This is a genomic window from Lysinibacillus sp. FSL M8-0134 (assembly GCF_038069745.1).
GTDB classification, from domain to species: Bacteria; Bacillota; Bacilli; order Bacillales_A; family Planococcaceae; genus Lysinibacillus; species Lysinibacillus irui.
On the sequence record NZ_JBBPAJ010000001.1, the window covers coordinates 3,351,274 to 3,376,220 of the forward strand.

Annotated in this window: 25 protein-coding genes; 12 read left to right on the top strand and 13 right to left on the bottom strand. The window is 38.5% G+C overall.

Annotation, left to right across the window (positions count from 1 at the left end; all coding sequences use genetic code 11):
- Positions 1-7: 7 nt before the first annotated feature.
- Positions 8-874, bottom strand: coding sequence for an ABC transporter permease (locus tag MKY49_RS16970; protein ID WP_274794170.1), 867 nt, complete (start codon positions 872-874; stop codon positions 8-10).
- 2 nt (positions 875-876) lie between these two features.
- Positions 877-1,839 carry an ABC transporter permease gene (locus tag MKY49_RS16975; RefSeq protein WP_312506637.1) on the bottom strand — a complete coding sequence of 321 codons (963 nt, stop codon included), beginning with the start codon at positions 1,837-1,839 and terminating at the stop codon, positions 877-879.
- Between the two features lie 219 nt (positions 1,840-2,058).
- Between MKY49_RS16975 and MKY49_RS16980 the strand changes: the two genes are divergently transcribed.
- The 4 genes from MKY49_RS16980 to MKY49_RS16995 all read left to right on the top strand — a co-directional run bounded on the left by MKY49_RS16980 (position 2,059) and on the right by MKY49_RS16995 (position 6,609).
- Complete coding sequence (locus MKY49_RS16980) at positions 2,059-3,660, top strand: ABC transporter substrate-binding protein (protein ID WP_274794172.1); 1,602 nt, start codon at positions 2,059-2,061, stop codon at positions 3,658-3,660.
- A 62-nt stretch (positions 3,661-3,722) separates the two neighbouring features.
- Positions 3,723-4,793 (top strand): amidohydrolase family protein, encoded by a 1,071-nt coding sequence (locus tag MKY49_RS16985; protein WP_322606005.1) that lies wholly within the window; start codon positions 3,723-3,725, stop codon positions 4,791-4,793.
- Positions 4,790-5,932, top strand: coding sequence for an amidohydrolase (locus tag MKY49_RS16990; RefSeq protein ID WP_341386709.1), 1,143 nt, complete (start codon positions 4,790-4,792; stop codon positions 5,930-5,932). The genes MKY49_RS16985 and MKY49_RS16990 overlap by 4 nt, the downstream gene beginning before the upstream one ends.
- A gap of 5 nt (positions 5,933-5,937) precedes the next feature.
- Positions 5,938-6,609, top strand: a complete 672-nt coding sequence (locus MKY49_RS16995) for an AroM family protein (protein WP_274794175.1) — start codon at positions 5,938-5,940, stop codon at positions 6,607-6,609.
- A gap of 45 nt (positions 6,610-6,654) precedes the next feature.
- On the opposite strand, the gene MKY49_RS17000 is transcribed toward MKY49_RS16995, so the two are convergent.
- Positions 6,655-6,972 (bottom strand): hypothetical protein, encoded by a 318-nt coding sequence (locus MKY49_RS17000; RefSeq protein WP_016992524.1) that lies wholly within the window; start codon positions 6,970-6,972, stop codon positions 6,655-6,657.
- A gap of 136 nt (positions 6,973-7,108) precedes the next feature.
- Here MKY49_RS17000 and ytzI point away from each other — a divergent pair, with 136 nt between their 5' ends.
- The 4 genes from ytzI (at position 7,109) to MKY49_RS17020 (ending at position 8,818) form a co-directional block, all read left to right on the top strand.
- Complete coding sequence (gene ytzI, locus MKY49_RS17005) at positions 7,109-7,246, top strand: YtzI protein (protein ID WP_341386710.1); 138 nt, start codon at positions 7,109-7,111, stop codon at positions 7,244-7,246.
- A 39-nt stretch (positions 7,247-7,285) separates the two neighbouring features.
- Positions 7,286-7,447, top strand: coding sequence for a hypothetical protein (locus tag MKY49_RS17010; RefSeq protein ID WP_274794177.1), 162 nt, complete (start codon positions 7,286-7,288; stop codon positions 7,445-7,447).
- Positions 7,444-7,677: a membrane protein insertion efficiency factor YidD gene (gene yidD / locus MKY49_RS17015; RefSeq protein ID WP_274794178.1), complete on the top strand. Its 234-nt coding sequence runs from the start codon at positions 7,444-7,446 to the stop codon at positions 7,675-7,677. The genes MKY49_RS17010 and yidD overlap by 4 nt, the downstream gene beginning before the upstream one ends.
- Before the next feature lie 109 nt (positions 7,678-7,786).
- Positions 7,787-8,818: a metal ABC transporter solute-binding protein, Zn/Mn family gene (locus tag MKY49_RS17020; protein WP_341386711.1), complete on the top strand. Its 1,032-nt coding sequence runs from the start codon at positions 7,787-7,789 to the stop codon at positions 8,816-8,818.
- Here the strand turns inward: MKY49_RS17020 and MKY49_RS17025 are convergent.
- The 6 genes from MKY49_RS17025 to MKY49_RS17050 form a co-directional block, all read right to left on the bottom strand.
- Complete coding sequence (locus MKY49_RS17025) at positions 8,792-9,973, bottom strand: transglutaminase domain-containing protein (RefSeq protein ID WP_341386712.1); 1,182 nt, start codon at positions 9,971-9,973, stop codon at positions 8,792-8,794. The genes MKY49_RS17020 and MKY49_RS17025 overlap by 27 nt on opposite strands.
- Before the next feature lie 172 nt (positions 9,974-10,145).
- On the bottom strand, positions 10,146-11,570 hold the full coding sequence (locus MKY49_RS17030) for an o-succinylbenzoate--CoA ligase (protein WP_341386713.1): 1,425 nt from the start codon (positions 11,568-11,570) through the stop codon (positions 10,146-10,148).
- A gap of 262 nt (positions 11,571-11,832) precedes the next feature.
- On the bottom strand, positions 11,833-12,651 hold the full coding sequence (menB, locus tag MKY49_RS17035) for a 1,4-dihydroxy-2-naphthoyl-CoA synthase (protein WP_274794182.1): 819 nt from the start codon (positions 12,649-12,651) through the stop codon (positions 11,833-11,835).
- Positions 12,652-12,714: 63 nt separating this feature from the next.
- On the bottom strand, positions 12,715-13,524 hold the full coding sequence (gene menH / locus MKY49_RS17040; protein WP_274794183.1) for a 2-succinyl-6-hydroxy-2,4-cyclohexadiene-1-carboxylate synthase: 810 nt from the start codon (positions 13,522-13,524) through the stop codon (positions 12,715-12,717).
- The gene (gene menD / locus MKY49_RS17045; RefSeq protein ID WP_341386714.1) at positions 13,521-15,236 is read right to left on the bottom strand and encodes a 2-succinyl-5-enolpyruvyl-6-hydroxy-3-cyclohexene-1-carboxylic-acid synthase; all 1,716 of its coding nucleotides are present in this window, start codon (positions 15,234-15,236) and stop codon (positions 13,521-13,523) included. The genes menH and menD overlap by 4 nt, the downstream gene beginning before the upstream one ends.
- Entirely contained in the window at positions 15,229-16,614 is a 1,386-nt protein-coding gene (locus MKY49_RS17050) for an isochorismate synthase (protein ID WP_274794185.1), read from the bottom strand. The genes menD and MKY49_RS17050 overlap by 8 nt, the downstream gene beginning before the upstream one ends.
- A 248-nt stretch (positions 16,615-16,862) precedes the next feature.
- Here MKY49_RS17050 and MKY49_RS17055 point away from each other — a divergent pair, with 248 nt between their 5' ends.
- Positions 16,863-17,783 carry a 1,4-dihydroxy-2-naphthoate polyprenyltransferase gene (locus tag MKY49_RS17055; RefSeq protein ID WP_312506644.1) on the top strand — a complete coding sequence of 307 codons (921 nt, stop codon included), beginning with the start codon at positions 16,863-16,865 and terminating at the stop codon, positions 17,781-17,783.
- A 14-nt stretch (positions 17,784-17,797) separates the two neighbouring features.
- Here MKY49_RS17055 and MKY49_RS17060 read toward each other — a convergent pair whose 3' ends face one another.
- From MKY49_RS17060 to MKY49_RS17070, 3 genes are all read right to left on the bottom strand, one after another.
- A complete protein-coding gene (locus MKY49_RS17060; protein ID WP_341386715.1) occupies positions 17,798-18,724 on the bottom strand; it encodes a dipeptidase in 927 nt (308 codons plus the stop codon).
- 47 nt (positions 18,725-18,771) lie between these two features.
- The gene (locus tag MKY49_RS17065; protein WP_312506646.1) at positions 18,772-19,221 is read right to left on the bottom strand and encodes a TraR/DksA C4-type zinc finger protein; all 450 of its coding nucleotides are present in this window, start codon (positions 19,219-19,221) and stop codon (positions 18,772-18,774) included.
- 73 nt (positions 19,222-19,294) lie between these two features.
- Positions 19,295-20,056 (bottom strand): MerR family transcriptional regulator, encoded by a 762-nt coding sequence (locus tag MKY49_RS17070; protein WP_274794189.1) that lies wholly within the window; start codon positions 20,054-20,056, stop codon positions 19,295-19,297.
- Between the two features lie 179 nt (positions 20,057-20,235).
- On the opposite strand from MKY49_RS17070, the gene MKY49_RS17075 reads away from it, so the two are divergent.
- Positions 20,236-21,552 (top strand): trypsin-like peptidase domain-containing protein, encoded by a 1,317-nt coding sequence (locus MKY49_RS17075; protein WP_274794190.1) that lies wholly within the window; start codon positions 20,236-20,238, stop codon positions 21,550-21,552.
- 202 nt (positions 21,553-21,754) lie between these two features.
- Here the strand turns inward: MKY49_RS17075 and MKY49_RS17080 are convergent, their stop codons facing one another.
- Positions 21,755-22,750: an ABC transporter substrate-binding protein gene (locus tag MKY49_RS17080; protein WP_274794191.1), complete on the bottom strand. Its 996-nt coding sequence runs from the start codon at positions 22,748-22,750 to the stop codon at positions 21,755-21,757.
- A gap of 138 nt (positions 22,751-22,888) precedes the next feature.
- Here MKY49_RS17080 and MKY49_RS17085 point away from each other — a divergent pair, with 138 nt between their 5' ends.
- Together MKY49_RS17085 and MKY49_RS17090 are read left to right on the top strand one after the other, a co-directional pair.
- The gene (locus MKY49_RS17085; protein ID WP_274794192.1) at positions 22,889-23,893 is read left to right on the top strand and encodes a FecCD family ABC transporter permease; all 1,005 of its coding nucleotides are present in this window, start codon (positions 22,889-22,891) and stop codon (positions 23,891-23,893) included.
- The gene (locus MKY49_RS17090) at positions 23,890-24,945 is read left to right on the top strand and encodes a FecCD family ABC transporter permease (RefSeq protein ID WP_341386717.1); all 1,056 of its coding nucleotides are present in this window, start codon (positions 23,890-23,892) and stop codon (positions 24,943-24,945) included. Before MKY49_RS17085 ends, MKY49_RS17090 begins: the two co-directional genes overlap by 4 nt.
- The last annotated feature ends 2 nt before the right edge of the window (positions 24,946-24,947 follow it).

Here is a 24,947-nt window from a genome sequence, read left to right on the forward strand (position 1 = left end):
CCTTCCATTAGACTTTCATTTTCGGATCTAATGCATCGCGCAATCCATCACCTAAAAGGTTAATACCAAGAACTGTTAGTAAAATACAAATACCTGAAAATGTTGCCATTTGGGGGTTTAATACTAAAAAGTCTTTACCATCCTTTAAAATACTGCCCCAGGAAGCGGTTGGTGGTTGAACCCCTAAACCTAAAAAGCTAAGGGCTGCCTCTGAAATAATAGCGCCTGCTGTACTCATCGTTCCGTAAACAATTAATGGTGCTAAACAATTCGGTAGTATATGACTAAAAATTACCCGTCTATGTGTAGCGCCTAAAGAATGAGTGACTTCGATAAATTCTTCCTCTTTAACGCTTAATACTTGGCCACGAACAAGCCTTGCGAACCCTGGGATATTAGCAATACCAATGGCAACAATAACATTGACAAGCCCTTGTCCTAATACCGTCATTAACGTAATCGCTAGTAAAATGAATGGAAATGCGAAAAGACCATCCATTGTGCGCATGATAATAGAATCAATACGACCACCAAAATATCCTGCAACTAAGCCTAATAACGTGCCAAACACAGCGCCAAATAACACTGCTGCAATGCCAACAATCATTGAAATTCGAGTACCATAAACTAACCGACTAAACAAATCACGACCATAGTTATCTGTTCCTAGTAAATGTCCCTCGGTATTCATAGGTAAAAATGATTTACCAACAAGCATTTCATTCGGTGGATGGGTAGCAATCAGAGGTGCAAAAATAGCAATAATGCCCATCAACGTTACAATAATTAAGCCAATTGATGCTAATTTATTTTTTAGCAACTTCCGCAACAATGTATTTCTTTTTCTCGTTTCATTGACGATTGCTTGAGTCATTATTATTTTTTCCCCCCATCCGATTCTAAGTTGACCTTAGGATTTACAACTTTATAAAGCACATCGACGATTAAGTTTATAAGCACAAAGATAAACGCAATGAAAATGACAGTTCCTTGTACGACTACAAAATCACGTTTATCAATAGCGTCTACAATCAACCGCCCCATACCAGGCCAACTAAAAATAGTTTCTGTTAAAACCGCCCCACCAAGTAAATTTGAAATTTGCATACCTAGTACCGTTAAAATAGGTGTTAGCGCATTTTTAAATGCATGTTTCCCAATCACTAAATATTCTTTGATCCCTTTAGATCGAGCTGTTTTAATATAATCTTGTGAAATAACCTCTAGCATACTAGAACGTGTAATCCGTGCGAAGGTCGCCATTGGAATTGTTGCTAAAGCAAATGCTGGCAAGATTAAATGCTTCACATATGTCCAAAGACCATCACTGATATTCCCCATCCCAGTCGCAGGGAACCAACCAAGATTGACACTGAAAAATAAGACAAGCATAATCCCCAACCAAAAAATTGGCATAGATACACCGACTAATGACACAAGCATGACAATATAATCAATGATTGTATTTTGCTTTCTAGCTGCTAGGATGCCTGCTGGTATTCCGATGATGACGGCTATTAACAAAGCTGCTAATGCAAGTATGACTGTGTTAGGAAATCTTTCGATAATAAGCCCGATGACAGACTCACTATAAGAATAGGAATATCCTAAATTTAACTGCGCCAAGTCTCCTACATATGAAATAAATTGTGAAGGCATTGATTTATTTAAACCTAGCTCTTCTCTTAAATTTTCTACATCTTCCACACTGGCTTGTGGCCCAAGCATAACTGCAGCTGGATCGCCTGGAATCATTCGCGTAATAATAAAGACGATAATCCCTACTACTAGCAGTGTTGGAATAAGGTTCACTAACCTTTTTAAAATAAATGAGCCCATCTTATGCAAGACCTCCTTTTCATTATTAGAATCAGTGGTTCATATTGTGAATAACCAAATACTACACTACATAATAATTGTTTGTAAATATATTTTTTCTGAATCTTTTTAATTTTGTATTTACTTTCTATTTACAAGTGTGCTAATTTTATTGTCGAACCTACCATTTTTGAATCAACGGTTCATATTGTGAAACATAAATTAAGGAGGCTAGCGTATATGAAGAAAATCAACGTAAAAAAATCTTTACTACTACTCTTTTTAACTTTAGTAATTGGTGTTTTAGCAGCTTGTGGTGGGAATACAGAGAAAAGTAATTCAGCAGATGAAAAGGATGGAGAAGTCACTGCAGGTGGCACATTAAATATTGGCCTTTCAGCCAATGCCAAAACATTTGACCCTATCAAATATACGGGGGTTTATGAATCGCAAGTTATGCGTCAAATGGGTGATACTTTAGTTGTTTATAACAAAGATTTATCTGATATCATTCCATCTTTAGCAACAGAATGGAAAGTTTCTGATGATATGTTAGTTTATACGTTCAAATTACGCGAAGGTGTGAAATTCCAAAAAGGTCAATACCAAGATGGACGTGACATGACAGCGGAAGACGTTAAATATTCATTAGAGCGCTCTGCCAAAGAATCCGCTATGAATCGTTTAAGTGGTGTGACGGAAGTTAAAGTGTTATCAGATTATGAAGTAGAAATTCACTTAGCGACACCGAATGCTGCACTCCTTGCTATGCTAACGGATGCAGGAAATATCATTATTCCAAAAGAAGAGGTCGAAGGATGGGGCGATAACTTCTCTGAACACTTCATTGGTACTGGTCCATTCCAATTAAAAGAATGGAAAAAAGATCAAGAGGTAAAACTAGTTCGTCACGAAAATTATTGGGGTGATAAGCCGAATATCGATAACTTAACAATGAAGTTTATCTCAGATCAAAACATGATGACGAATGCATTACGTTCTGGTGATATTGATATTGCCATGGATGTTAAAGGCCAAAATCGTGAAATCATCAAGCAAGATAGCAATCTTGAACTTTTAACGAATCCTGGTCTATCTATTGTTTATCTTGATCTTAACAATAAGGTAGGTCCTACTGCTGACAAACGTGTTCGTGAAGCTATTTATATGGCAACGAATGTTGAGGAAATTATTTCTGGGGTTAACCAATGGGGTGGTGGAGATGTTTCTTACTTACCATTACCACCTGGTTCATGGGGGTATGATCAATCGTTAATTGATTTAGTACCAAAATATAATCCTGAAGAAGCTAAAAAATTATTAGCAGAGGCTGGCTATCCTGATGGCTTCAAAACAGAGATTTTTGTGTCAGAAGCACGTGTTCCTTACGCTACAATTTTCCAAAGTCAATTAAAGAAAAACCTAAACATTGATGTAGAAATTAAAGTGCTTGAATGGGGTACTTACAGTGATACTGTAGCAAAAGGAAATGCCCCAATGAACATTGGGGGCTGGACTTGGTATCCAGATCCTTATTTCTTCCTTTATCAGTTATATCACACAAATCAAATTGGAGCTTTAGGTAATGGTAAAGGCTATAGTAATCCTGAAGTAGATAAATTATTAGAACGCGCGGTATCAGAAACAGTTGTTCAAGAAGAAAGAGCAAAATTATACCAAGAAGCGTTAAAACTAATATTAGCAGATGTACCACGTATCGAATTAGAAGCCACTCAAACTGTTGCAGGTGTGAGTAAAAAAGTACAGGGCTTTGAGGTCTCTGCCGATAATTCCGTACAAATTGTGCATCCAAACGGTACGAACGTATCAATCGCAAAATAATTAAACTAGAAAAGTGGAGATCTTGTCTCCGCTTTTCTCTTCATAAGGAGAGATCTGATCGAATGACTCGATATATAAATGGACTTGTTTTTAACTCTGAGACTCGTAGCTTTGATAAACAGTCGTTTCAAGTACAGGGGCAATACTTCGAACAATCTTCTCGTACAACTGAAACAGAAATAGATTTAGATGGTTATTATATTACACCTGGCTTTATCGACAGTTGTTCACAAATTGGTTTAGCTGAAATAGGGATTCGCTGGGAGGGCGATGATAGTTATGAATTTGATTCCCATCTTCAATATTCTGTAGTTGATGGCATTTATCCATTTGATGCAGCATTCCAAAAGGCAGTCTCTCATGGAGTAACAGCATCGCACATTGTTCCCTCCCCTAAAAGCTTAATCGGTGCGAAAACAGCCATCATCCATCATACACCTACAACGGTCGATGAAATGGTCCTGATAAAGGATGTTGCTTATTCCTTCTCCATCGGCCATCAGGCAAAAAGTACATTTTTTGCTGAAAAGAAAAAGCCATTAACTCGTATGGGAATTGCCAAAATAGTAAGGGAAACATTGCAACAAATTCAGCAGCAAGAGCCACGGATTAAAAAAATTGTTATTCGGGCCCATAAAGCAGTAGATATTGAATTTGTTGGACGACTTCAACAAGAATTTGGCACTATTTTCGATTTTCATATTATTCATGGTACTGAAGTTCCTTTACTTAAGGGTGAATCCTTTAATACGGTCATTGCGGGACCAACATTTCGCTATATTGAGCATAATGAGATGATGGCACTATCGCCAAAACTTTACCGTCATCTGTCCAATCAACATATTCCATTTGTTTTTTGTACGGATCACCCTGTTAGTAGTACATCCCACCTAACTTTAGAAGGTTGCCTAGCCGTAAGAGAAGGAATGACACGCCAGGATGTTCTGTATGCATTAACAACAGGGGCTGCTAATTTTCTAGGTATAGCCCATAAAACAGGCGCTATTTGTGATGGACTTCTAGCTGATTTTGTCATATGGGATAAGCATCCATTAAATTTAGACGCCCAAGTTGTCGCTACTTATATTAAAGGGACAAAAGTTTATGCACGGGAAGAAGGGTTGACAGAATGATTATTTATCACCATGCAAAAATTTTCACAGTCGATGAACAAAATAATATTTTTGAACAGTTATGGATTGAGGATGGGCGAATTGTTTATGTTGGTCCAGCGAAGGATACTCCTCCCGATGCTGAATTAATTGATCTACAAGGAGCATATGTTACTCCTGGATTAATTGACATTCATGCTCATGTCGGAACATGGGCAGAAGTAACCGAAGATATTAATGATGCCAATGAATATAGTGAGCCCTTTACACCACTTATGCATGCTTTAGATAGTGTAGATATTCGGCACTTTTCTTTTCAGCATGCGCTGGAAGGTGGCGTGACAACTGTGCAAACTGGGCCAGGCAGTGCTAATGTTATCGGAGGCATTTGGAGCATCCTTAAAACAGCAGGACCTACCCTCGCCTCCCGTGTTCTTATAGAACGAAGTGGATTAAAAGGAGCATTAGGTGAAAATCCTAAAAATGTCTTTGGCAATCAATATAAAAGAAAGCCTATGACGCGAATGGCTATTGCCCAGCTTTTACGAGATGGTTTCCAACGTGCGAGTCGCTTGAATGAACAAGAACAAACGGATCAAATCAACCACAACACAGAGTTACGCCCATTTATTGAGGTGCTACAGGGTGACATGCCCCTTCGCATTCACTGCCACCGTGCAGATGACATTATGACAGCTATACGAATCGCCAAAGAATTTAATGTAAAGCTTCACTTAGAACATTGTACAGAAGGTCATCTTATTGTTGATGCAGTTAAGAAGAGTGGCTTTCATGCAACACTTGGTCCCTACATGCTAACGCCATCTAAATATGAAACACGCCATTCTACACCAGCAATTGCAGCTATTTTTAAAGAGCATAATATACCTTTTGCCATTATGACGGATCATCCGTTTATACCGATTCAGTATTTAAAATATTGTGCAACAGAAGCCATTCGCTATGGTTTAGATGAAGAAACAGCCATTAAAAGTATTACGATAAATGCTGCTAAGCTTGTACAGCTTGATCACCGAATCGGTAGTCTGGAGGCAGGCAAGGATGCTGATTTTGTTGTTTGGTCACACCCTATTTTTGAAACAGAAGCAAAGGTTTTACAAACTTATGTAAATGGAAAAAAATATTACGAAGCGGAGTGAGCACGTTGAAACATTCAAACATTGCCGTTGTCACAATTGGTCAAGCCCCTCGCAAAGATATGGCTAAAGATATTCAGCAATTAAGAGAATCCGGTCTCCATGTTCAAGAATACGGTGTACTTGATTTACTCTCTTCCGATGAAATTGCTAGGCTATCACCAGCTATTAAAGACACAGATGTTTTAGTGACACTTCTAGCAAATGGTGAGCAAGTAAAGTTAAGTAAACAAAAGCTTATGCCCTATATTCAGCAATGCATTAGTAAGCTACACGAATTCACTTGGGTATTACTTATGTGTACTGGAGACTTTACGAATAAGCTTTCTTCTAACAATCTATTACTTCCTGATCGTATGATGACAAATTTAGTAAAAGGGTTACATACAGAATTAACACTTGGCTTAATAGGTCCTGAGCCTGAACAACAACATACTGTTGCTGACAAATGGCAAAAAGCACAGTTCAATGTAATGTTTTCAGCAAGCTCCCCCTACCACTTCAATGCTCGACATCTATTAGCAAAAGCACGACTATTAGAAGATAAGGGAGCCGATTTGCTTATTCTTGATTGTATGGGCTATTCTTCAACAATGAAAAATACTATTAAAGATCAACTTTCTATACCTATCATTGTGCCGAGAGAAGCGGTTTTTACCATATTAAAAGCCATTAGTTAAGATTGAAAGAGGTCACTGTCCATTCAGTGACCTTTTCCTTTTTATTTAAACACGCTTATTGAAATAAGGAAGCTGTTCCACGAAAGCCTTTGTATCATCATCCCCATATTCATGAACGAGTGCATAAATTTTCATTAATCGCTTATCTATTTCATCATTTTCTCTATCTAAGTGATACTGTATATACGGTAGCTGGGCACGCCATGCATTTGAAATTTCTAACAGCTGCATTTGCTGAAAGATTCTTTCAAAAACATCTAATGCTTGACGATCTACGTTCAGTTCAAAGTTCCACGGCCCTGCATATGGATTTGTATAATACGTTCTATTGGCAAGTGAAAAATATACGCGCTGACGATCCATCTTACGATTCACTCCTTTTTCCATAGTATGGAGAGAAAGGAGTCGTTTTATTCGCTTGAATGTCAAACTTCCTTCACAATTAAAACGGTACTATAATTTATAATAGGTATGATGAACAAAGAACGGAGTGAATACTATGAGTTTAACTACGCTCTTAATAATTGCAGTTATTATTGTTATTACAATTGCGACGATTATTAGTGTCAACCGTGCTTATGCCTTTAAACATACAATCGATGAAAGGCCGAAGCAAAATCATCAAGAAGAGCCATAAACATAGCCTTTTTAATAATATAAACTTGGAGTGAAAGCAATGGGTGTACCTTTACCAATTATCATTATGATTGCCATGATGATGCTAATGTTTGGTCTTTCTGTCATTATTATTATGAAGAAAAAAAATAATATTTTTACTCAAACAATTGATCCAAAGCCTGAACAAATGACGTCTCAGCAAAAGGATGAACAACGATGAAATACCCCTTTATTTGGCTCATTCAGTTTTATCGAAAATTCATTTCACCGATGACGCCCCCTACTTGTCGTTTCCATCCTACATGCTCTTCTTATGGACTAGAAGCTTTTCAAAAGCATGGGGCAATAAAGGGCTTTATCTTAACTATTACCCGCGTATCCAAATGCCATCCGTTCCACCCTGGTGGCTTTGATCCTGTACCTGAAAAATGGCCTTCGAAAAAGAAATAACTTTCGAGGGGCATTTTTTTCTTGTACTTTTTTAAGGAGTAGGTTATTATAAGAACTGTTCTAAAAAACAAATCGTAATCATTACTATTTAAGAAAGGGATTTTCTTATATGAAAAAACTATATTTAGTATTGCTCGTTGCCGTTCTTGCTGTATTTACTGCAGCATGCGGAGACAAATCGACGACTTCCCAAAAGACTGAGGAAAAGGATACGTTAACAGTCTATACAACTGTCTATCCTTTAAGCTATTTTGCTCAACGTATTGGAGGCGATTATGTTGACGTCTCTTCTATTTATCCAGCCGGTGCAAACGAACATACATTTGAGCCTACACAAAAAGATATGATGAACTTAGCAGATGCCGATATCTTTTTCTATATTGGCTTAGGACTAGAGGGCTTTGTGGAAAATGCTAAAAAAACATTAGCAAATGAAGATGTCACAATGGTGGCAACTGCTGATAATGTTTCAGATGAAAAGTTAGCTGTAAGCACAGGCCATGTTCATACCGAAGAAGAACATGAAGCAGACGGACATGACGACCATGATCACGCAGCTACAGAGGAGGAGCACGATCATGATGGGCACGGACATGACGAGCATGAGCATGGTGACATCGATCCACATGTTTGGCTATCTCCTACAATTAGTCAAGATTTAGCACTTGCTATTAAAAATACACTAGTTGAAAAAATGCCTGCTCAGGAATCGACTTTTAATAAAAATTACGAAGCTTTAGTAAAAGAGCTACAAGATTTAGATAATAATTTTAAAGCGATGACAGACAAAGCACAAAACAAAACATTCTTTGTATCACATGCTGCATTTGGCTATATTGCAGGTCAATATGGCTTAACACAGGTGCCGATTGCCGGCTTAAATTCACAAAATGAGCCATCGCAAAAAGAATTAACAAAGATTGTAGATAAAGCAAATGAATTGCATATACACTATATTTTATTTGAACAAAACGTATCTTCTAAATTAGCAGAGGTTATTCAAAAAGAAGTTGGCGCAGAATCTCTTGTACTGCATAATTTAAGCGTGCTAACAGCTGATGATGAAAAAAATAATGAAACGTATTTCACATTGATGCAAAAAAATATTCAAACATTAGAAAAAGCTTTGAACGATCAATAAATGAGTAAGGAGGTGCCCCGAAAATAGATGGGACACCTCCTTTATTATGACGTATTTTTCTTGTGGCATACGTTTTTCCGTACGATAGATAGACGTTAGCTTACTTGTTGATTTTAGCATCGTTTTACGTTTTGCTTTTGAATGATTTACTACACTCTCTACTACTACCTTTGGCCATTCATTAAAATCGTGCAGAACAACAGGGTTTTCCTCTGTTTGTTTTTGTGTCACAAGCATTGTAGGCTGTAATTGTGTTACTGCTTGCCTATTCTCTGCAATTATTGAAATCCCTGCATTTTGATTAAAGCTTTGTTGTAAAGGCATTGTCAAACTCTGTCTTTTCGTTTCTTTTTGTATATCTGTATATTTTTCACTAGTTGCTGCCGGGAAACGGGCGTAGTCCCAAGTATGGTCTTGTGATAATTGGCGATCCGACACTAAAAAATATTGATAGCGTACTTCACCCTTACGATCTGGCAATGGATCATCCCACGTCACATCAATATGATACCACTCATGATCAAGCTTCACTAGCACCCAAGCATGAAGCTGTTCACCCACTTTGCCTGGTACATATTGCACTTCAAACCCTAACATCTCCAGCATTCGATATAACACTAACGCATACGCCTGACAAACTCCCTTATTTTCTGTAAGCAAAGTGTAGGGCGAATATTGACTTCCTTCTGTTTCCTTAGAATATTCTGCTGTTAAAACAATAAAATCATGTGCAGCCTGTAATTTTTCTATGTCACTTAATCCATGCATAGGTGCAGTAATGGTTGATAAAGTTTGCTCAACAAAAGCTGCCTCTGTTTGTGAAATATGGTAGGTAAATGCAAATTCGATGACAATATTATTGTTATAACCATCGTATTTCCATTTAAAACTAGAAATATTAGTATAAATATAAGAGTTTTGAATCGCAGTTTTCGTAATTTCTGTTAGTTCATCTTTTATCTCGGATATGTCACCAGTATAGCGTATTGAGAATTCTGTAGAGAGCTGCATAACTTCTTTATTAATGAGAGATTGTAGAGTTTCAATTGAATGAGCAGTTGCTACATTATCTTCTTGATAGTTTGCAAATACTTGCACATGACTCATTTGTAGAACAAATAATATAATGACAACATTATATATATATTTCCTCATATGAGTCATTCTCCTTTACTAAATAGTTTATGCCTCTCTTTTTTTATTATGTTAATGAATGTTTAATTTCATGCTAAAAGTTTAAATGTTTTGCATGATGGATTAGCCGTTTCCATTTTTAAAAACAAAATAAAAAAGAAGCCTCCATACGAAGACTTCTTTTCATCTATTTTTATTGTAATAATTTCCTTCTCAGCAATTTATCCGCTCCATTTCTCGGTAGACTGTCTGTAAATATAATTTCTTTAGGCATCTTATATTTAGCAAGTTTTTGTAAGCAAAAGGCCTGTAGTTGCTCAACAGACACTGGCTCATTTAACACAAGGAACGCAATGGGAACCTGCCCCCATTGCTCATCATCTACCCCACATACACCCGCTTCTTTGACCGCAGGATGTGTAAGTAGTACATTTTCTATTTCTGCTGGATAAATATTCTCGCCCCCAGAAATAATTAAATCTGCCCTACGATCAATCACATACAAGTATCCATCTTCATCTAAACAACCGATATCTCCCGTATGTAGCCAGCCATCAATCGTGGCATTTTTATGTGCAAAACGGCCAATATAGCCAGGTGTGACATGAGGACCTCGAATACAAATTTCCCCCTCACCTTTATCATTAGGATCTGCAATTTTTATTTGATTAAAAAATAAAGGCTTGCCAGCAGAACCGATTTTTTGCATGGCGTCTTCACTCGCCAAAGTAGCCGTTTGTGAAGATGTCTCTGTCATCCCATAGGTTTGCGCAACGGCTAAATTTAGAGAATGTGCTCTCGCTAAATAATCGACAGGCACCGGCCCTCCTCCAGCTAACATTAGCTTAAAATGAGGTGAAGCTTTCATATTGCGCTGCTCTAACGTATGTAGGATTCGTTCCAACGTCACCGCGACAACCGACATATGGGTTACTTCTCCGTCTATAATGTTTTGTGATATCGCTTCTGCATCAAATTGATCATATAAATAGACCTGATTACCATATAAAAGTGAACGTACTAATATGGAAAACCCACTAATATGAAATAAAGGAACTGCACAAAGCCAAACATCTTGAGGCTGCAGTCCAATATTTAAAACAGAGGCTGTTGCGCTTGCCTGATGGTTCCCAACTGTTTGGCGAACTCCCTTTGGAAAGCCCGTTGTACCTGATGTATACATAATAGTAGTTGTTTGATCTAATGGCCATTCCTTTTCAATAGTTAACTCGCCTTCCCCCCCATTTTCAATCGATGAAAATAAGTAATGGGCTGTTTCAGGAGGCAACTTCTCTATATCTTCATCTGCGATTAACACTGTCACTGCCTCTGAATCTTCTAGTTGATAGGCCAGCTCTTCCGGCGATAGTCTACGATTAAGCATCACCATTTCACATTGTAAATGCATGCAGGCATACATCATCATGACCAGTTCAGGCTTAGTTGGTCCCATAATTGCAATTCGATCACCCTGCTGAATACCGATCCCTACTAGTTGACGAGCACGTTTTATAGATAATTCATTTAATTCCTGAAAAGTCCAGCTTTGATTTTTATAAGCTAATGCCTTTCGTAACGGTGTTAAATATGCTCGCTGTAAAATCCAATTTGGATACATCTTCGTCACTCCAATCCCCTACATCTTAACGCTTAATCATCTATTTTGTCTATTTGCATGTCTGTTATTTTAGGGATGCTACTCGCTACTTTTATTGTAATGTCCTGCTCCTCTATCCTTCACTTTCCTAGTTCTATCCTTCACTTTACGGGCTGTATCCACCACTTTATTAATTCTATCCGCCTCTTCTATCGTAACCCCTTGCTTTCAGGCATAGAAAAAGCTCGTATCTCTAAAGATACGAGCCTTAAACCCTTTAGAATCAAGGGAATCTTGGGAATTGACCGAAATCTGGTTGACGTTTTTCTTTGAAAGCGTCGCGACCTTCTTTTGCTTCATCTGTTGTGTAGTAAAGAAGTGTAGCGTCTCCAGCCATTTGTTGAAGACCTGCTAAGCCGTCTGTATCTGCATTCATCGCTGCTTTTAAGAAGCGTAGTGCAGTTGGTGACATTTGTAGCATTTCTTCACACCATTGAACTGTTTCATCTTCTAATTGCTCATAAGGAACAACTGTATTGACTAAGCCCATATCAAGTGCTTGTTGTGCATCGTATTGACGGCAAAGGTACCAAATTTCACGTGCCTTTTTATGTCCAATAATACGAGCAAGATAGCCTGAGCCATAACCAGCATCGAATGAACCTACTTTTGGTCCAGTTTGTCCAAAGCGAGCATTGTCAGCAGCAATTGTTAAGTCACAGACAACATGTAAAACGTGACCTCCACCAATTGCATAGCCTGCTACCATCGCTACTACAGGTTTTGGAATTACACGGATTAAACGTTGTAAATCAAGAACGTTTAGACGTGGAATTTCATCTTCTCCTACATAGCCACCATGACCGCGAACTTTTTGGTCTCCGCCAGAGCAGAAAGCATGTTCACCTTCACCTGTTAAAATAATTACACCGATATTTTTGTCATCGCGTGCTCGTGAAAATGCGTCAATCATTTCCATAACCGTTTTAGGACGGAATGCGTTACGCACTTCTGGACGGTTAATCGTAATTTTTGCGATTCCGTTATAGAACTCATACTTTATGTCTTCATAAGTATGTAATGTAGTCCATTGACGTGTCATTGAATAGCCTCCTATATCATTAAATTCGTCTCGTTACTAGCGAGGCGCTAACGTAATATTAGATTACGTTAAATACTCCTCTACTATTGTAGCAAACTCAGCGGGATTTTCCACATGAATTGCATGTCCAGCGTCATTTACCGTCATATGGCTAACAGTATTTAATAGCGCTTTCATTTCTAGTGCAATTTCACAGAATTTCCCATCCATTGAACCGGTAATTAGCAATACAGGGACTGCTAACTGCGCCAATCTATCCCAATTTGAAGGTTGAGCTCCTGTACCAATACCTCTCAAGCTGCCCGCTAGTCCCTCTTTCTTCTGTGAAAGTCTTTCTGCTCGAATGACCTGTCTTACACTTTGAGGTAGACGATGCTGTGTACTAAAAAGCGGTATGTTCTCCCATGCATTCACAAACGATTCCAAACCATTTGTTAGAATTTTTTGTGCCAGTGCTTCATCTAGCTCACAACGCTCCTTACGCTCTTCTTCTGTACGTAAGCCTGGAGAGGCGCTTTCTAAAATAAGCTGATGAATACGATCTGGATAAGCCAGGGCATATGATAGAGCAATTCTACCACCCATTGAGTATCCTAACAGTGTAAAGTTTTCTAGATGCAGCTGGCAAAATATTTCTTCTAAATCTTGTAATTGTTCCTCCATGGAGAAACGTTGACAGTGCTGTGGAATAGCCGTTTGTCCATGTCCAATTAAATCAATGGCAATGACGCGTACATTGGGTAGGGCCTGTGCTAGATTGTGCCATGTAGCCGTGCTTCCCGTAAATCCATGTAATGCAACGAGTGTATGGATCCCATTTTGATTCCATATCTCAATATGCGTTTCAAGACCACGAATCATTAAATTTGTCATGCTTTTAACTCCGTATTAATACGTTTCCATAGCTCACGATGGGCAGTGACATTCTCTGTTCGATCAGTAAATATTTCAATCAAACGTAAAGGACGTTTTTTGCTTGTAGAAAATTTCTCGGAAAGCTCGGCAATCGTTTCTACACGGATATAATCCATATCATACATATTGGCAATATCACGGAATTCAAGGGCTGTTGGTGTGCCAAATAAGTCCTCATAATGAGCTTCCACTGTTGACTGTGGTAAATAAGAAAAAATACCGCCACCATCATTATTCATGACAAGGATCGTTAAGTTACATTGCTGATATCTTGAAGCAATGAGACCATTGATATCATGTAAAAAGGCTAAATCACCAATTAGTAAGAAGGTTTCTCGGCCATTTCCTTGACTGAAGCCCATTGCCGTTGACACTACGCCATCAATCCCATTTGTACCACGATTTGCAAAAATACGCAGATCCTTCGGTGTAGCTAGTAAAAATGTATCGATATCACGCACTGGCATACTGCTGCTAACGAAAATATCACTACCACCAGGAATCATTTTCAGTAAACGACTGACCATGGCTCCCTCATCTTTTTCTACTTCTGAATATTGCTCGATATGCATAGCAGCAAGCTGATTCGCTTTTTGCCATTCAGCTAGGTAAGTCTCCTCAATAGCAGTTTTCGTAATAGCTAGTTGAGTCAGCCACTGATCGATATTGGCATGAATAAAATGCGTGGAAACGCCCGTAGCATCTCTAAACATTGGGTCTTCATCAATAATCACATAGGCATTTGGCTGTGATTTTGTGATGAATTGCATGATAAACTTCGAGACAGGCTGTGCCCCTAAGCGTATAACTGTATCTGGTTGCACCAGTGCTTTGAAGTCATCACTTTTCATAATGGCATCGTAGGTAGTCACAATATATGGTAAGCAATCCTCTGGTACGGATGCCCGCATATTCGATAAACTCTCAACAATTACTGGCCACTTTAGCTGACGCACAAACTCCCAAACGATGGCTAAATCCGTGCCAAGAGCTAGTTCACCTATTATAACAAAGCCTCTCTTCGTCGATTGTAAAATAGAGGAGAGCTCCTGTTGATCGGCAGTTGTTGGGATTAGTTGTCCCATACTGCTGTGCTTGAACGTCGCTGTTGGTAGTTCATTTCGAAAATCAATTAATAAAGGCTCTCGGAAAGGTACATTGATATGTACTGGACCAAAAGGCGCACTCGTTGCAATAGCTACAGCACGGGCAAGATGACGCTCAATAAAAGGTAATGTTGGATCAGCACCATCTGCTAACGGAAAATCAACACTCCATTTTACATGGGAACCATATAAATTAGGCTGATTGATGGCCTGTGGTGCGCCGACCTCTCGTAATTCATGAGGACGGTCAGCTGTTATGACAATCAGTGGAACACGTGCATAGCTTGCCTCCACAATTGCAGGAAAATAGTTTGCTGCAGCTGTACCTGATGTACATAATAGAACAACAGGCTTAGCTGTGGCCTTCGCTAGACCTAACGCAAAGAATGCAGCCGAGCGCTCATCTACTTGACGATACATTTTTACTTGATTTGTAGAAGCAACAGCATAGGCAAGTGGTGTTGAACGTGATCCTGGACTGACTACCACATTTTCTACACCCGCTTGTACTAGCGATGCGACCATTTGATAAACATAATCTGTTAATATTTTCCGTTCACTCATGTAATTGTCCCCCTAGCGCGCGAAGCATTGGACGGAATTTTACTAATGTTTCTTCATATTCAGATTGTGGTTCTGAATCTGCTACAATCCCTCCGCCTGCATATAAATAAGCTTTATCGCCTAGTAATGCAGCCGAGCGGATCGCGACTGCAAATTCGCCATTACCCTCTGCGTCTAACCAACCAATTGGTGCTGCATACAAACCACGATTCATAGGCTCATATTTACGGATGGCTGCCAACGCTTCTTTACGTGGTACTCCCCCTAAAGCGGGTGTGGGATGTAAAGATTTTGTAAGCTGTAAGATTGTAGCATCCTCATTTAACTGACCTTCTACAGGTGTATATAGATGTTGGATGTCTCGTATTTTTAATAGGCGAGGTTTGTCAGGTACCGTCATGTTCACACAATTTTTGCGGAATGTGTCCGCAATCATATCCACAACATATTGATGTTCTCCACCGTTTTTTGGGTCATTTAGTAAACTTTGTCCATACGCTTCATCTTCTTCTGCTGTTTTTCCTCGTTTAATTGAGCCAGCAACACAAGACGAAAACGCACGGCCTTCTTCTACCTTAACAAGGCGTTCAGGCGAGGCTCCAAAAAATAATAGATCCTTATGCTCTAAACCAAATAGATAGCTTTCTGGCTGCTCATGAATTATTTGAGAAAGCACTTGAGGTGCAGATACAGATTCTTTAAATTGCAAGGCAAGTGAGCGAGCAATAACCACCTTATCTGCCTTCTTCTGCTTAATTAATGCTGTCACTTGGTCGATTGAGGCTAAATAGGGCTCCTTATATGGCTCAAAATAACTTGTAATTTCAGGTTTTGTATACGTTTTCACTTCTTTAACCTGCGCTGCGTGAATTAAATGATCTCGCTCTTTCCTTAGAGCTTCTAGCTTACTCTCCGCCTGCTGATCTTGTGTTAAAAGATGAATACTTACGTAAGCTTTATCATCACGGATTACAAGTTGAAACGTTGCTAGTGCAAAATAAGCCTCTGGGAAATCCGTCCATTCCCCATCGACATTATTTTGTGGATCAAATGTAAAACCACCAAATAAAATGGGCTGTAGCTCGCTTTGTCCCTTTTGACAGTTTTTCGTTAAGTTCTTCCACTCCGCTTCTACAGCATCAAAACGCTCATTTTTTGCATTGTTTTGAATGGTATGGGCATGTCCCAGCCCTACTAATGTCATTGTTTTTTCTCTATTTTGCCAATAAAATCGTTCACCTTTATAACGCTCCTCACCTGCCGCATAAAATGCAAGTGGAGATAAGCGACTTACTTCAATTGTTTCCATATAAAAATGAAGGCTTTGGCCCAAATAGTCCACTTCTACTTCTGTGGCTTGGTACCACTTCTGTTGCATGAAAATTACCTCCGTTGTTGCAATGTACATAATTAAAATGATGAATCAAACACATCATTTTTTGGTTGGCAACAGTGTCATTCTTACTGTTGCTAATACCCTATTTTTATTTTCAGTTCATAAATGCATGTTCTATTGTATCACTTTTTTTCATTTAACAGTATGTAATAAGCTGTGAACCTACCCATTTTCTCAATCTTCGTTTAAAATAGAAAGAGTCGACAACATTTGAAGGAGAGAAAGACCTTATGACCAAAGTCATTGAAGCTGATAGGGGTTTTAAAGTTTGGTGGCATTTAACGCGTCCACATACTTTAACCGCTTCATTCGTTCCAGTATTCCTAGGAACAGCAATTGCTCTAGCAATTGAACAAGAAACAATTGATTTTGGACTATTTTTTGCTATGCTCATTGCAAGTATGCTTATCCAAGCAGCAACGAATATGTTCAATGAATATTACGATTACAAATTAGGATTAGATAACGAGCATTCTGTTGGGATTGGCGGAACCATCGTCCGTCATGGAGTACAGCCAAAAACAATTATGATGATTGCACTAAGCTTTTATGCTATTGCCATGCTTCTTGGCATTTACATATGTGCCTCAACATCTTGGTGGTTAGCAGCTGTAGGCCTTGTTTGTATGCTTATTGGTTTCTTATATACAGGAGGACCATACCCAATAGCCTATTCCCCATTTGGAGAGATTGTCTCTGGAGCAGTAATGGGCATGGGAATTGTGTTAATTGCCTTCTATATTCAAACGCTTACAGTGACACTCGATGCTGTGTTGCTGTCTGTACCAAGTATGATTTTAGTCGGAGCCATTATGTTATCCAATAATATCCGTGATATTGTGGGTGATACAGAAGGTGGAAGAAAAACTTTAGCTATTTTAGTAGGACGTGATAATGCCATTTCTGTGTTATCTGGCTTTTTTATCGTCTCGTATTTATGGGTCATTGCCCTTGTAGCAGTTGATGGCATTACTTTTTGGGCATTAATTATCTTCCTGAGCATTCCGAAACCATTACGTGCCATTCAAATTTTCCGAGACAAAAAAGAAGCCAAAGAAGTGATGCCTGCGATGAAATATACAGCGCAAACCAATACATTCTTCGGCTTCCTATTAGGAATCGGTTTATTAATTCATTATTTCTTTTATTAAAAGATGCGGCAGCCTTAACGGGTTGCTGCTTTTTTTACATAACGTCTGAAATTTTGACTTGCAATACCATGCACTTCCGCGTCTGAAAAACGTGCTCGTAATGCCTCTAATAAATTTTGCGCTTCTCCTGCATGTGCTAAGCCATTGACAGTCCGATCAATACCATCAAAATCTGAGCCTAGCCCTATATGCTCTACACCAACTAGCTTTGCTAAATGCTCCACATGATCGACTAGATGATCTAGTGTTGCATCTCGATTAATGAAGAGTGGAAAATAAACAACATGGATATGTCCCCCATGTTCTACAAGTGCCTTTGCCTGTGCATCTGTTAAATTACGTGGGTGGTCACAGAGTGCACGAGCATTACTATGACTTGCAATAATATGCTTCGCTAATGGCAACACATCCCAAAAGCTTTGTTCATTTAAATGGGAGACATCAATAATAATATCCCGTTTATTTAGTAATTGTATGACCTCTTTACCAAATGGCTTCAAACCAAGACTTGCATCCTGCTCAGCTCCATGTGCAACAGCATTCTCTTCATTCCATGTTAAGCCGACTAATTTTACGCCCGCATCGAGTACTGCTATCAGCTTTGCTAGATCTTCTCCAATTGCACTACAGCCCTCTAAACTTAATATAGCTCCTATTTCATGTGGAGCTAAATGGTCTAACTGTGCCCAATCTGTAATATGCACCATGCCCTCTGTTTGTAATACATGGGTATGAAATGCTTCGATTTGACGCATGACCTCAAGAAATTGAAGATTTTGTGGGATTTGCGGGTCTATAAAAATGGCGAACACTTGAGCCTCTACTTGCCCTAATTGCAATCTTTTTTGATTGGCATGTAAACGCCCATCCTCAGCAAAATTTGCCGATTCAAGAGTAGTTAACTTTAAAAGCGCATCACAATGTAAATCAATAATCTTCATATCCTCACCTCTACAGTTATTATACTGCTTCCATGAGGAAAAACAGACTAAATTTTATCCTGTGGCGTATCGGAAGAGCCAAATTCCTCAAGCTCAATAAAATCATCTGACTTTGGCATTGAAGAAAGAATATCTTCTTCCACTGGTCGTAAATTGTCTTCTTTCTTTTCCGCATGCTCCACACAGGTCAGAGCTTGCGGCATTGCCTCTAAACGACCAATTGGAAGCTCTTTACCACATACCGCACATTTGCCGTATGTGCCGTCAGCCATTGCTTGAAGGGCTTCTTTTATTTCCTCTGCATTATCACCGCGATGTTCATCAATAGCCATTTCTGTAAGTTGATCCGTTAAATCACTAGCATTATCAGCTGGATGATTATCATAATTCGATAGCTCTGTCGCTTGTGGTCGCTCCGATTCCTTTATTCGTTGTTCTATTGTTTGTAATTCTTGCTCTAGTTGTCTTTTAAATTTTTGCATAACTTGTTGATCCATAAAAATCCCCTCCTCATGCCTTCATATTTTCCTCATTTACGATTTCTAAAACATGTCAGCAATAAGGATGCTTTTATTTCCTCGTATAAGCTATAATCGCATCATGTAAAAATTGTGCTGCTCCCGTCGCACTTCGCTCGTCATAGTAAGCAGTAAAACGTTCATCCGAGATATACATTTGAGCTAGCCCAGCATGTGCCTCTGTTGAATATTCCTTCCACGTAAAGCTCAGCCAGCGTTTATGCAACTCAGCTACTTCCATCGCCAAGTCACTTGTAGCATCACCAAGCTCCATTGCTTCTGCTAAACGCTCAAACATTTGCTGCTCTAACTGCTGCATTGCTTGATATTGTTGTTCTGTCATATTCATCAGCTTAGCATTCGAAGCATCCACTGTTTCATCTCCATATTTGGCGCGAATTTCTTGGCCATATTGCTTTTCATTATCCTCGATTAACTTTTCTTTAAAACCTTTAAATTTTTCTTCATTTGACATTGGTCGTTCCTCCTCAATGGATTGTATTGTTTTTTCTACTGTCTGCAAGATGGTTTCAAGCTGCTCCTTGCGTTGAAGCAAAGCAGCTCTATGTGTTTTTAGCGCCTCGGCATGTTGAAAGTTAGGCGCCTGAATAATGGCCTGAATCGTTGCTAGCTTCATATCCAATGCACGATAAAATAAAATCTGCTGTAGCATATCAATTTCATATTGGCCATAAAATCGATAGCCTGCCTCATTGGTTCTAGCTGGCTTCAGCAGCCCAATTTCATCATAATAGCGTAATGTTCTCGTACTAACTCCCGACATTTGGGCTAGCTCTTGAATTGTATATTCCATGTTGTCACCTCCCACTAATGCTACTGTAAACTTTGACGCAACGTTAAGGTCAATAGCAAAATGAAAATAAATTTTCTAAACCATATTCATCCTTTCAGTTCATATAATTCCATAAATACCTATAAAGCAATTTTTACTTGCCGATATGAATAGTAAATATTTCACAGGAGCGTGATAGGATGAAGTGTCCAAATTGTCAGCATGAGAATCTTTCAGACAGCAAATTTTGCTCTGATTGTGGCAGTAAACTTATGAATTCATCATTATTAAAACAAGGTATCCCAACATGGGCAATTATCGTATTATCGGTCTGCTTTCTTGCCATCGGTGGACTAGGCTATGCATATTGGGACTTTTTCACTGATAAAAAGAATCAAACTACTACTTACTCAGAAGTAAATGATAAGCAACAGGTAAATACACAGCAAGTTTCCTCTGAAGAACTCACAAAAAAACAAGAAGCTCATGCACAGCAGGTTGATCGTGTCACCCTAATAAAGGAAATTCAACAAAAGGTATTCACGGTCCTCAGTAACAATAGTCAAGGTTCTGGCTTCCTGTATAAAAAGGGTGGTTATGTTATTACAAATGCACATGTTGTTCAAGGAGAAGTGGATGTCACGCTTCGTAATGCCAATGGTCAAGAATCACCAGGAACGGTTATCGGTATATCAGACCGCTACGACATTGCTTTAATTCATGCACCTAGCTATCAAGACACACAACCGTTGGGAATTGAAACAACCGAATCACCTATTGGCTTAGAGGTTATTGCATTTGGTAGTCCACAAGGCTTTGAAAATTCAGCATCTATTGGCTATATAACAGGCAATAAACGGGACATGAAGCTTGAAAACTTTATTTATAAGCAAATTTATCAGGTAGATGCACAAATTGATAAGGGGAGTAGCGGTGGCCCATTGGTTGATGTCAATACAGGCAATGTCATAGGGATTAATTCTCTACTTTACACAACTGAAACAAGTACTAACTTTGCTTTCTCCATCCCTCTTTACAGTATGCTTGACCAATTTGAAGGATGGGTTGCTAAACCACTTTCTGCAAATGAGGTTCGTGCTGTTGCGAATGTTTATGAAAATAGTCAACAATCCACTATTGAAACAAAATCCACTAACGAAACAGATGCTTTGCTAGCAGGGCAATTCGTGCAAGCATTCCGTCTCTATTACGAGATGGCACTGAATGAAGGTGATTTTTATTGGATTATTGATATGCTTGCACCTGACAGTTCAGCTTATCAAGAACTAGAGAAATATATTAATGAAATTGCCTATCAAGGACATTACTTCTATTTTACTAATAATGAAGTGCTAGATGTACAATATTCAAATGGTCAATATTTCGTGGATATGAATGAAACATTTGATTTTTATGATGCACAAGGGAATTACCAATTCTATGATCGCTATAAAACCTATACAGTTATAACAGATGATTACGGTGCTTTTAAAATTTCTCACATTACCATTCACTAATAATTTCTTTGTCATTCGAAAACAAGGAAAAAAACAATCAATCGGAATGCTTTTAAAGTGTCTCAAAGGTTAGACACTTTTTCTTGCACTTACTACCTCAAATTTTCCCTTCATGATCAACTTCTTCGTCTATCATTTTTTATAAGAAATAAAAAAACTATACATTCATCTAATGCCGATGAATGTATAGTTAAATGATTAATTATTTAACAAAAATTTCTTCCACTTGATCTAGCATAATGTTGGCTGCTAAAATGCCTCCAGCAGTATTCCAAATAACATCATCTACTTTATGTGCATTGCCTTTTTGAACAGCCGTTAGGTTTTTCCAAAGTGGATCTTGTGTCCACTCCTGTTCAGTTGATAATGCTGAATCATCACCTGTTGGCATGTACGTGAAGTAGAAAATAACATCCCCATCCATTTGAGGAATTGCTTCTTTTCCTACTTCAATCGCTAAGTTACCTAATTTTGCATTATCTTTAAATAAATCTGCTTGTGCTGGCACACGTTTAAATCCTAAAGCATCAAAAATAACGCCTGAGAATGAATCTGTGTAATAGATACGAGATTTATCTGCCATAAAGCGTACAAATGAAACTTCTTGGTTTGTTTGTTCTCCAAGCTTTTCTTTCAGCGCTAGTAACTTATCTTCGTAGGCTTTTAGCACCTCTTGTCCCTTTGTTTCTTGATTTACTGCTTTTGCGTATAATTTAAAGTTCTCTTTCCAATCACCACGTAATGTGTCTGAAAACACAGTTGGCGCAATTTTGCTAAGCTTCGCATAATCTTTTTCTTGTCGTAATTTATTACCGATGATTAAATCTGGCTTTAAAGAAGCGATTTTTTCGATATTAATTTCATGTTCGATACCGACAACTTCCACACCGTCCATTTGATCCTTAATGTGATCATACCATGGATCGCCTGTCCAAGATTGTACTGCACCTACTGGTTTAATTCCTAGTGCTAATAATGCTTCTGTTCCTTCATTTGTTAAAACAACGATACGCTTTGGTGTATCTTTTACTTCAGTTGTACCCATTGCATGTTCGACACTGTATGCATTGCTTTCTTTTGATTTTTCATCTTTGGTAGTATCTTTAGAATCGCCACATGCTGCTAGCACAAAAATAGCCATAACAGCTAGCAAAACTAATAGTTTTTGAAATGCTTTTTGCACCTTTTCTTCCTCCATTGTATATGATAAAATGTTTAGGCATATTAGACGAGAATGAAAATCACTTTCATCTAAGATCGATATTAATCGTATTGTATGTATCTATTAATGTCAATCATTAATTTAGTAATTTTTTAGAAAAGAGTATAGTTCAATATGATATTAAAAAATAATTATTCCAAGATAATGGCTTTACTAGTAGGGGTTGTTCTCTTACTTCTTTGTATGGGGATTAGTATTGTTTACGGTTATGCGAATACTTCTATTCAAACGACCTATGAATCTTTTATACAATTTAACAATTCAAATGAGCATATTATTATTCAAAATGTTCGTATTCCAAGAGCACTTATAGCCAGCTGTGTTGGTGCTTCGTTAGCTATTACAGGCGTGCTTATGCAAACCTTAACAAAAAATCCATTAGCCTCTCCAGGAATCTTGGGTATCAATGCAGGTGCAGGCTTTGCTGTTGTCTTTGCCATGATTTTTTTCCATATTTCCAGCCTGCAATCTTTTGCATGGATCGCATTTCTAGGTGCAGCAATCGCTGCTTTATCCGTTTATGCGATTAGTTTTTCAGGTAGGGATGCTGTTACTCCCGTGAAAATCACTTTAGCAGGGGCTGCCATTAGTGCACTTTTTGCTTCATTTACACAAGGTTTACTCGCTACTAATGAAGCTGAACTCGATCAAGTATTGTTTTGGTTAGCTGGCTCTGTACAAGGTAGAAAACTTGAAATTCTACTTTCTGTTCTTCCTTATTTAGTAATCGGATGGATAGCAGCACTCATTATTTCTTCCAAAATGAATATTCTTGCTCTTGGCGATGATGTAGCAAGAGGATTAGGATTACGATTAGGGCTGATGAAAATCTTAGTAGGACTTATCGTTATTTTTTTAGCAGGTGGCGCTGTTGCGATTGCTGGTCCCATTGGTTTTATTGGCATTGTCGTTCCCCATTTTGCGCGAAAGTTTGTCGGCACTGATCATCGATGGCTTATTCCTATGGCTGCGTTACTTGGAGGGATACTTTTATTGCTGGCTGATGTTGCGGCTCGTTATATTATTATGCCCCAAGAAGTTCCAGTAGGAGTTATGACGGCTATGATTGGCACACCATTCTTTATTTACCTTGCGCGAAAAGGTGGAAAAAATAAATGAAACATGTAAAAACAATTCGTTTACTTCAACAAAAATTTTCTTTTTTATTAGATGTACAAGCTGCAAAAAAATTAATGGTGATTAGTCTACTAGCAGTTGCTGTTTTCTTTTTTAGTGCATCATTTGGTGATTCTTTCATCAATCCATTAAAGGTTTTACAAGCTTTTCTTGGTTACGGGTCAGATTTTGATCAGCTAATCATTATTGATTTCCGAATGCCTCGGATTTTCATTGCTGCCTTTGCTGGAATGGCGTTAGCCGTAGCAGGTGCCATTTTACAAGGAATCGTAAAAAATCCACTTGCCTCACCTGATATTATCGGGATATCAGCTGGTGGTGGTACAGCAGTTGTTGGATTCTTAGCTATTTTCAGTGATTCTAATCACTCTTTAACAGTTAGTATAGAATGGTTACCATTAGCAGGCTTTATAGGAGCTACTGTTGTCGGATGTATTGTCTATCTATTTGCTTGGAAAGATGGTGTCACACCAAATCGTCTTGTCTTAATCGGTATTAGCGTGTCAGCTTTTATGCAAGCTATTACTACCATGTTAATGATTATCGGGCCAATTTATCAAGCAAGTGAAGCGAATAAATGGATTACGGGTAGTGTCAAAAGTGCAGATTGGGATCAAGTACAAATCGTTGTACCATTGATCATCGTTCTACTACTTATTACATTCTTTATTACACGACAGTTAAATGTTCAAGAACTAGGTGATGATACAGCGTCAAGCCTAGGGCAATCTGTTCAAAAAACACGCCTTTACTTAATCCTATTATGTTCCAGTCTAGTAGCGAGTGCTATAGCATTTGCTGGCGCCATTGGGTTTGTAGGATTAATGGCACCTCATATTGCACGACGCATTGTTGGTTCATCATTCGGTGTACTTATTCCTGCATCTGCAGCAATCGGAGCATTGCTTGTGATGATAGCAGATATTATTGGTCGTACTGCTTTTAGCCCGTTAGAAGTACCCGCTGGTGTCTTTACCGCTGCCATTGGTGCTCCCTATTTTATCTATTTACTATTTAGAAATCCTAATAAATAAAG

What these genes read in the sequence shown, in the direction of transcription:
- MKY49_RS17000 (WP_016992524.1), bottom strand. Translation starts at nt 6,972, where the DNA reads ATGGATCGTCAGCGCGTATATTTTTCACTTGCCAATAGAACGTATTAT.
- ytzI (WP_341386710.1), top strand. Translation starts at nt 7,109, where the DNA reads ATGAGTTTAACTACGCTCTTAATAATTGCAGTTATTATTGTTATTACA.
- MKY49_RS17025 (WP_341386712.1), bottom strand. Translation starts at nt 9,973, where the DNA reads ATGAGGAAATATATATATAATGTTGTCATTATATTATTTGTTCTACAA.
- menH (WP_274794183.1), bottom strand. Translation starts at nt 13,524, where the DNA reads ATGACAAATTTAATGATTCGTGGTCTTGAAACGCATATTGAGATATGG.
- yidD (WP_274794178.1), top strand. Translation starts at nt 7,444, where the DNA reads ATGAAATACCCCTTTATTTGGCTCATTCAGTTTTATCGAAAATTCATT.
- MKY49_RS17065 (WP_312506646.1), bottom strand. Translation starts at nt 19,221, where the DNA reads ATGGATCAACAAGTTATGCAAAAATTTAAAAGACAACTAGAGCAAGAA.
- menD (WP_341386714.1), bottom strand. Translation starts at nt 15,236, where the DNA reads ATGAGTGAACGGAAAATATTAACAGATTATGTTTATCAAATGGTCGCA.
- MKY49_RS17070 (WP_274794189.1), bottom strand. Translation starts at nt 20,056, where the DNA reads ATGGAATATACAATTCAAGAGCTAGCCCAAATGTCGGGAGTTAGTACG.
- MKY49_RS16985 (WP_322606005.1), top strand. Translation starts at nt 3,723, where the DNA reads ATGACTCGATATATAAATGGACTTGTTTTTAACTCTGAGACTCGTAGC.
- MKY49_RS17090 (WP_341386717.1), top strand. Translation starts at nt 23,890, where the DNA reads ATGAAACATGTAAAAACAATTCGTTTACTTCAACAAAAATTTTCTTTT.
- MKY49_RS17050 (WP_274794185.1), bottom strand. Translation starts at nt 16,614, where the DNA reads ATGCAACAGAAGTGGTACCAAGCCACAGAAGTAGAAGTGGACTATTTG.
- MKY49_RS17055 (WP_312506644.1), top strand. Translation starts at nt 16,863, where the DNA reads ATGACCAAAGTCATTGAAGCTGATAGGGGTTTTAAAGTTTGGTGGCAT.
- MKY49_RS17030 (WP_341386713.1), bottom strand. Translation starts at nt 11,570, where the DNA reads ATGTATCCAAATTGGATTTTACAGCGAGCATATTTAACACCGTTACGA.
- MKY49_RS16990 (WP_341386709.1), top strand. Translation starts at nt 4,790, where the DNA reads ATGATTATTTATCACCATGCAAAAATTTTCACAGTCGATGAACAAAAT.
- MKY49_RS16975 (WP_312506637.1), bottom strand. Translation starts at nt 1,839, where the DNA reads ATGGGCTCATTTATTTTAAAAAGGTTAGTGAACCTTATTCCAACACTG.
- MKY49_RS17080 (WP_274794191.1), bottom strand. Translation starts at nt 22,750, where the DNA reads ATGGAGGAAGAAAAGGTGCAAAAAGCATTTCAAAAACTATTAGTTTTG.
- MKY49_RS17085 (WP_274794192.1), top strand. Translation starts at nt 22,889, where the DNA reads ATGATATTAAAAAATAATTATTCCAAGATAATGGCTTTACTAGTAGGG.
- MKY49_RS17010 (WP_274794177.1), top strand. Translation starts at nt 7,286, where the DNA reads ATGGGTGTACCTTTACCAATTATCATTATGATTGCCATGATGATGCTA.
- MKY49_RS16970 (WP_274794170.1), bottom strand. Translation starts at nt 874, where the DNA reads ATGACTCAAGCAATCGTCAATGAAACGAGAAAAAGAAATACATTGTTG.
- MKY49_RS17060 (WP_341386715.1), bottom strand. Translation starts at nt 18,724, where the DNA reads ATGAAGATTATTGATTTACATTGTGATGCGCTTTTAAAGTTAACTACT.
- MKY49_RS17020 (WP_341386711.1), top strand. Translation starts at nt 7,787, where the DNA reads ATGAAAAAACTATATTTAGTATTGCTCGTTGCCGTTCTTGCTGTATTT.
- menB (WP_274794182.1), bottom strand. Translation starts at nt 12,651, where the DNA reads ATGACACGTCAATGGACTACATTACATACTTATGAAGACATAAAGTAT.
- MKY49_RS16980 (WP_274794172.1), top strand. Translation starts at nt 2,059, where the DNA reads ATGAAGAAAATCAACGTAAAAAAATCTTTACTACTACTCTTTTTAACT.
- MKY49_RS17075 (WP_274794190.1), top strand. Translation starts at nt 20,236, where the DNA reads ATGAAGTGTCCAAATTGTCAGCATGAGAATCTTTCAGACAGCAAATTT.